Raw genomic sequence first — 6,143 nt, 5'->3', positions numbered from 1 at the left:
TATTCAGTTGCCAAAATGTCATGGGAGCAAATGCCCCCTAAAAGCCTTATAGGAAGTATTATACCATATCCAAGCTTAGCTCAGGGTCTTTTCTAAGTTCAGCCAATCCCTTTTCCTCGTCATAAGGAGCCTTCAGCCAGTGGAGGTTAAAGGTTTCAAGTCCTTTTATCCTTTCTAACATGTTATCCTTTGACATATAAGCGGGGATGCTAAAGGTATAGTCCAAAATTTGGTTCAGAGCTTGGATTTTTTCCTCCTTCTCTGTGCTATTTTTGTAATTCTGTATGAGTGCCTCTACTTTATCCTTGTAATATATGGGTATTACCGTGATTGAATGGATATCTCTAAAAAGTTCTTGGGCTTTTTTCCTGCTCTCTTGAGGGATAAGCCCTAAGGTATTCCAAATGTCTCTCACATATTCTTTCGCCTTTGAGTAATCTTCCATGTATTTAGGGTCTATTTTGGAGAGGGTTTCTCTTGAATACGTATCAGAAAGTAGGTTCCTTTTGTCTTGCTCTGTCCATATACCCTCCCGTAGTTTACCTTTAGAGTATTCATGTATGCTTTTTCTGTAGACACCACCTATGCCAGAGCAGTCTTCTGTAAATATGTAAGCGTTAGGCTCTTCTACTTGCTTTTTTCCTTTTCTGTTTACCCTACCAAGCCTTTGGAAAAGGCTGTCTGGTGTGGAATACTCCGTTATCAGAAAGTCCGCATCAAGGTCAAGAGAAACCTCCGCAAGCTGTGTGGTAATCCATATGCCACAATTCTCCTCTTTGAAAAAGCTCTCTATTTCCTTTTCCCTTTGTTTTCTTTGCAGTTGTATAAACCTTGAGTGCAACAAATTAGGTTTAAGCCCTTCCTTCTTCAAAGCATTATAAAGGTCAACAGCCCTCCTAACTGTGTTTAGAATAACCAAAACCTTTCCTTCTTGAGACTTCTCTTTTATTAGCCTCAAGGCGTTTTCTGAAAGGACGCTATCCTTTATAAGTTTTAGGCTGTGGCGAGGCTTTGGGTTGTCAAAAACCTTCTCTGTAAAATCTGGTAAGTCTTCTCGGATAAACTCTGGCACGGTTGCTGTCATAAGCATTACCTTAGCTCCCACCTTCTTTGCAAGTTTTATGCCTTCCACCAAAAAGCCAAGAGTATGAGGCTCAAAAAGTTGAAACTCATCCACCACCACTCTTGAATAGGAAAGGATTGCAAGGCTCTTTTCAAAGCCCTTGTAGGCAAAAACGAAAGGAAATAGCTGGTCTGGAGTGCAAACAAGCAATGCCTTTGAAAAGTTTCTGGCATATTCGTAGTCCACAATAAGCCCAGTTAAGTGGTTTCTGTTTTCCTCTATAAGAAAGTTCAAGGCGGTAGAATGTAAAAGTCCAGCCTTTTCTCCAAAGAGGTCCTTAGCCCTCAGATATAAGGCATTTGCAGAAGTTCTAACTGGTATGGTAAAAAATCCTTTACCTTCTAAGTATATAAAGCCTGCTTCCGTCTTTCCGTATCCCGTAGGTGCACTAAGGAGTAAGTCTTTGTCTCTGTTCTTTAAGACAAACTCCTGCAGGTCATTTAGTTCAAAGCCCTTTTTGTCTTTTATAACCTTTGCCACATCCCTTATCGGCTCAACCTCAAGGCTCTCTATATCCTTATTACTGCTTGCATGGTCTATACGCAATAAAAGACCTTTGAGAAGTATGTAAAAGCTCCTTAGTTCCTCTAAAGGTTTGTTATGTCTATCCGAAAGGTGTTCCAAAGCCTCATATTCTGACCTTCTCAGAAGTCTTTTATGCCAAGGCTGTATGGAAATACTAAACTCTTCTTGAGCAACCTTTTCAACCTTTTTTTCCACATCGTTGCCTGCCTCAGTTTCGTGGTGGTGAATTACCACAAGTGCGGAAATATCCCTCAAAAACTCGTCCTCAATGTTTCCCATAAAGAGAGGAGATATAAGATTGTGCCTTACTCTTTCTACCTTCTTGTTGTCTGGATATCTGTGGTTTTTTACCACTTCCCTTTGGAATTTACAATGAAGTTTTCCATAGTCATGATACTCGCAGGCAATCTCCAAAGCCTTCCAAAGATAGCTCCTCAAACCTACAGGACAGGCTTTTTCTATATCCTCTCCATATAGGCTTCTAAGGAGTTTGAGATTTTCCAAGAGTTTGTCTGTGTGCTCTCTTATAGAAGTGCCATCACTCTTCGCCCAAGCTATCCTCAGTTTCTGTGTTAGGTTCACCTATTCCCTCCTTACCGTTCAAGCCAATAAGAAAAGCGTATGCTATTCTTTCTAAGCCCTCCTCCTTTATAGCACTTAGAAACACAGGCGGTATAGGCTTTTCCACTTCAAGGTATGCTCTTATTAGGTTTTGAGAAAAGTGGTCTATGTCCCTTCTTCTAACCGCCTCAAGCAGACGGTAAGAAAGGCTTTCTATTTTCCTCTTTGCCCTATCTTCTCCAAGGTTTTCTTTGTAGCTTTGTGCTAACTTCTTACCCTCCACAAAAGCCCAGTTGATTTCCTTCTCCTTATTTGCTTGCATGTTTAACACCTCCTGAAATTTTATTAGATACAAGAGACTACCCCATAAACCGTTGCTTCCATACTTAACAAGCCTTGCGTCATCATTGCTTAGCTTAATATTTTTATAACTGTCTGTAAAAAGATAACCTGACACTATCTTGTATAGCATATTGTAGAGGCTCTTGCCATAGTATACATACTTGAGAAATATGTCAAAGATGAGGTTAAGGTTCTTTGGATACTTATCTATGTAATCCCGTAAGGCTTGTGCCTGCCTTGGACTTAGACTAAAGACATAGATATTACTCTGTGCATCACCTACAGGTTGAATTTCCACAACGTAGATATTCCTCAGAGCCCATACCGCTTTATTCTTTTCAACACTTTTCACCACTACGACAAGACTTTCTTTTATTATGTCCGCAGATAGCCATTTACGTTCCTCTAAGACATTGTTTACACTTATCATAGAGCTTGCGTCATCTGGAAGATACACAAAGAGATACCTTCCCTTTATATCCGCAAAACCAAAACGGGCAAAGTAAAGCAAAACTTCGCACTCTTTACACAAAAATATGGTATTTACTCCGTTGTAAAAGAGGTTTTGAAAGGTATCTGGACTTGCAGAAAGAGGTGTGAAGTTAACCGCATCAAAGGTTCTATAGGAGTGTCTTTCTCTGCAGAAAAAGCATATAGGAGAATTATCAGAAGTCTCCACAGAGAGTATGGATTGAAAGGCTTCCTTTATTGCGTCTTTGATGTGTTTTGATATGTTTACTTTGTAATTTTCCCAGTCCTGCAAGAGCTTTTTCAGAGCTTCCTTTGGTTCGCTTCCATAGGTTTGAATAAGGCTTTTGTTAGCTTTCGCAACCCTTCTTATGTAAGACTTTGATGAGTTAAGCAAGGGTGAGTTGTTGTAAAAACCTCCAAGTTTTGAACGAACCACAAGGTCATAGGGATTTTTCACATGCTCCCATTTCGCATCCTTCTTTTTTAAAACTTGATCGTAAGACCGCATAACAACTTGGTCAAAATCCCTAAGAGCATATTCCGCATATAACTCTGGCAGTCTTTCCCATAAATCCTGCGGAACTTCAAGGAGACGCTCCCTAAAGTAGGGTAGTGGGTCAATACCTGCATGCCTCAAAACTTTGGCAAAGCCTACTGCGGAAGAAGCCATAAGCCAGTTGTCTATCCGAAACCTTATAGCCATACTGGAAGCCCTCCTTCCACCTCAAGTAAAACTTTGCCCTCTTCTATTACCGTTCCACTTTGAAGATAATAGGCTTCTATCCAATTGTGCTCCCTTAAACTACTTTCCTTTTTCAAAAAGGCTGGCAAAAGGTAGAGTATACCAGAGGGAGATAGGGAAAGCTCCCTATACCTATCCTTTGGTAAAAAGGCGGACCATTCAAGTTTAAACTCTTCCACTTTTCTTTCCTCAAGCTCCACAAAATCTACCCTTCGTATCTTTACAGCATACTCTCCACCAGAGAGGTAAAGGTAAGTCTGTGGCTTTCTCAAACCCTCTGCAAACTCTCTCAAAAGCTCATATTCGCCGTATAGGTGGACTATTAGCTCAAGTTGGTAAAGTATAGGGACTTCAATGGGAACAACTTCTAACTTCTTTTTATCCACATTATACTTCCTAAAACGCACATAATCTCTAAAAAGGGCTTGGTGCCTGCCTTGTATGGATATTTGAAACTCTTCGCCTTGCCATTTTCTTCCTACGGCGGTATACAAAAGACCTATTATGGTAGAATAGGGTGGAAGCGGATAGGTCTCTATACCCTTCAGAGAAAAAGGGGTCTTGAAGATGCCAGTAGGCGTAAAGAGTTCAAACCTTAGGGCTTTCATCTTAGAGCACTCCATAAACACTCTTAACCTTTTGCTTTAGGCTCTCAAAGACCTCTGCTACACCTTTTGCATTTAGCTGGGTTCTTATATCCTCTTCGTTATGAAAGTGTCCAGAGGCAATTCCTACCAAAACCTCCTCACCTTCTGGGACAAGGTCTATGGCATCTCTTAAGGCATTTATGTCAAGGATTAGTTTTCCTTCCTTTTCCACAACCTTTACCGCATCCATAAAGAAGGGATTTTTCACGCTAAAGACACCACCAACTACAAAAACTGGGGAGAGGTTTTCCCATCTGCCTCTTATCTGCCTGCTAAGGGTCTTTATAACCTCAAGAAGTTCCACCACTCTTTTTGCCTTTGCCTGAGAGTCTATGACCTCTTTTATTTTTCCCTCCTCTGTTTCCCACACACCCACACGGTCAAGGTCTACGGTAAGGGTGTAGATGTAGTGAGAGGTGTGTTGTTCGGAGTTTACTATCGCTTGGTCGCCTCTATCCTCTATGTGCCTTATGTATCTGTTGTAGGCATCTATGTTGTTCATAAAGTCCATATCGGATTTGAAGGGACTTACGGAAAACATATAGCTGGTTTTGACTACGCTTACCCTCTTTACCGCATCACCCTTTGAGAGCTTTAGGGACTTCTTTTTACCATCCTCTTCCTTAGCAGGCTTTGTAAAAAGCCCACCAAAAAGGTCAAACTCTTCGTAGTCCTTTACCAAGTCCTCACCAAACTTATCCACATCAAGAGTATCCTTAGAAGTGTGTCTTGCAATATACTCCTTTAGCTTTTCATCCAACAGCCTCCAGCCAAACCTTTCCCTTCCATGCCTTCTTATTTCATACTTTAAAGCCTTGTCAGAGGCATAGGTTAGCTGTGTGTTATCCGCAAGGGTAATCTTCTTAAGCACAGACACGTTGCCTATACTCTCTCCATAGTTAAGAGAGCTTGCCCTGTGGGTTATTACTGTAAGAGTTAATCCAGCCATTTTTGACCTCCCTTAGTTGTTCTACTTATTATGATAACGGACACTTTTTGCAGTTTCTGACAGTTTAAAATTTTCTCTATGCGTTTTTTGGTAAAAATGGAAAGTCAAAGGGGAGAGAAGATACCCATAGACTACAGACGTAGGCTCATATCTTTGATGAAGAGGGTTTTTGGAGTTAGGGAGTTTCTTGAAAATCCAGTAAGACCCTACACCTTTGCGGTATACCTTGGAAAGGATGTGGTCTTTGAGGAAGAAACCATAAGCGGTGTAAAGTTTATAAACCTACGCATCTCCACAGGAGACCCAGTGTATGGGATAAGGCTCTACAATGGACTATCTTCTCTCAAGGGTAAAACCCACAAGATAGGAGATGCGGAGTTTGTTATAAAGGAGATTAAGTTAGAAAAGGAGGGAGATTGGTCAAAGGGCAGTTTTAAAAGCCTGTCTCCTGTGGTAGTGGAAAAGCCGGGATTTTCACAAGACAGCCCAAGAGCAAGATATTTAATTCCTATGGAAGAAGGCTTTGAGGATGCTCTTCTTGAGAACATACTTAGACGCTTTAGGGTTATAAAGGGCTATGAGCCAAAGATAGAGGAGTTTTCCTTTAGCTTTAAATACTTCAAGGAAGAGTTCATAAAGCACTATGGAGGGCATATAAGGGCTTTTCTTGGAAGGTTTCGTATAGACACAGATAACCCAGAAGTGTTAAGATTTGTCTACCAATATGGGCTTGGTCTAAGGACGGGTCAAGGCTTTGGATACCTTGAGGTGGATTAACACTAA

Annotated in this window: 5 protein-coding genes; 1 reads left to right on the top strand and 4 read right to left on the bottom strand. The window is 40.9% G+C overall.

Annotation, left to right across the window (positions count from 1 at the left end; translation table 11 throughout):
- Positions 1 to 58 precede the first annotated feature (58 nt).
- From cas3 to cas7i, 4 genes are read right to left on the bottom strand one after another with little or no spacing between them, the layout of a single operon-like run.
- Positions 59 to 2,230: a CRISPR-associated helicase Cas3' gene (gene cas3 / locus WKI49_04430; GenBank protein MEJ7621742.1), complete on the bottom strand. Its 2,172-nt coding sequence runs from the start codon at positions 2,228 to 2,230 to the stop codon at positions 59 to 61.
- Complete coding sequence (gene cas8a1, locus WKI49_04425) at positions 2,187 to 3,725, bottom strand: type I-B CRISPR-associated protein Cas8b1/Cst1 (GenBank protein MEJ7621741.1); 1,539 nt, start codon at positions 3,723 to 3,725, stop codon at positions 2,187 to 2,189. Before cas8a1 ends, cas3 begins: the two co-directional genes overlap by 44 nt.
- A complete protein-coding gene (gene cas5b / locus WKI49_04420) occupies positions 3,716 to 4,387 on the bottom strand; it encodes a type I-B CRISPR-associated protein Cas5b (protein MEJ7621740.1) in 672 nt (223 codons plus the stop codon). The genes cas8a1 and cas5b overlap by 10 nt, the downstream gene beginning before the upstream one ends.
- On the bottom strand, positions 4,374 to 5,360 hold the full coding sequence (gene cas7i, locus WKI49_04415) for a type I-B CRISPR-associated protein Cas7/Cst2/DevR (GenBank protein MEJ7621739.1): 987 nt from the start codon (positions 5,358 to 5,360) through the stop codon (positions 4,374 to 4,376). The genes cas5b and cas7i overlap by 14 nt, the downstream gene beginning before the upstream one ends.
- 78 nt (positions 5,361 to 5,438) lie before the next feature.
- Between cas7i and cas6 the strand changes: the two genes are divergently transcribed.
- The gene (gene cas6 / locus WKI49_04410; protein ID MEJ7621738.1) at positions 5,439 to 6,137 is read left to right on the top strand and encodes a CRISPR-associated endoribonuclease Cas6; all 699 of its coding nucleotides are present in this window, start codon (positions 5,439 to 5,441) and stop codon (positions 6,135 to 6,137) included.
- Positions 6,138 to 6,143 lie beyond the last annotated feature (6 nt).

The organism is Aquificaceae bacterium, from assembly GCA_037722135.1.
GTDB classification, from domain to species: domain Bacteria; phylum Aquificota; class Aquificia; order Aquificales; family Aquificaceae; genus Pampinifervens; species Pampinifervens sericum.
This window is presented reverse-complemented; position numbering and strand designations above follow the sequence as displayed.

Coding starts and splice junctions, on each gene's coding strand:
- cas6 (MEJ7621738.1), top strand. CDS start 5,439: ATGCGTTTTTTGGTAAAAATGGAAAGTCAAAGGGGAGAGAAGATACCC.
- cas8a1 (MEJ7621741.1), bottom strand. CDS start 3,725: ATGGCTATAAGGTTTCGGATAGACAACTGGCTTATGGCTTCTTCCGCA.
- cas5b (MEJ7621740.1), bottom strand. CDS start 4,387: ATGGAGTGCTCTAAGATGAAAGCCCTAAGGTTTGAACTCTTTACGCCT.
- cas7i (MEJ7621739.1), bottom strand. CDS start 5,360: ATGGCTGGATTAACTCTTACAGTAATAACCCACAGGGCAAGCTCTCTT.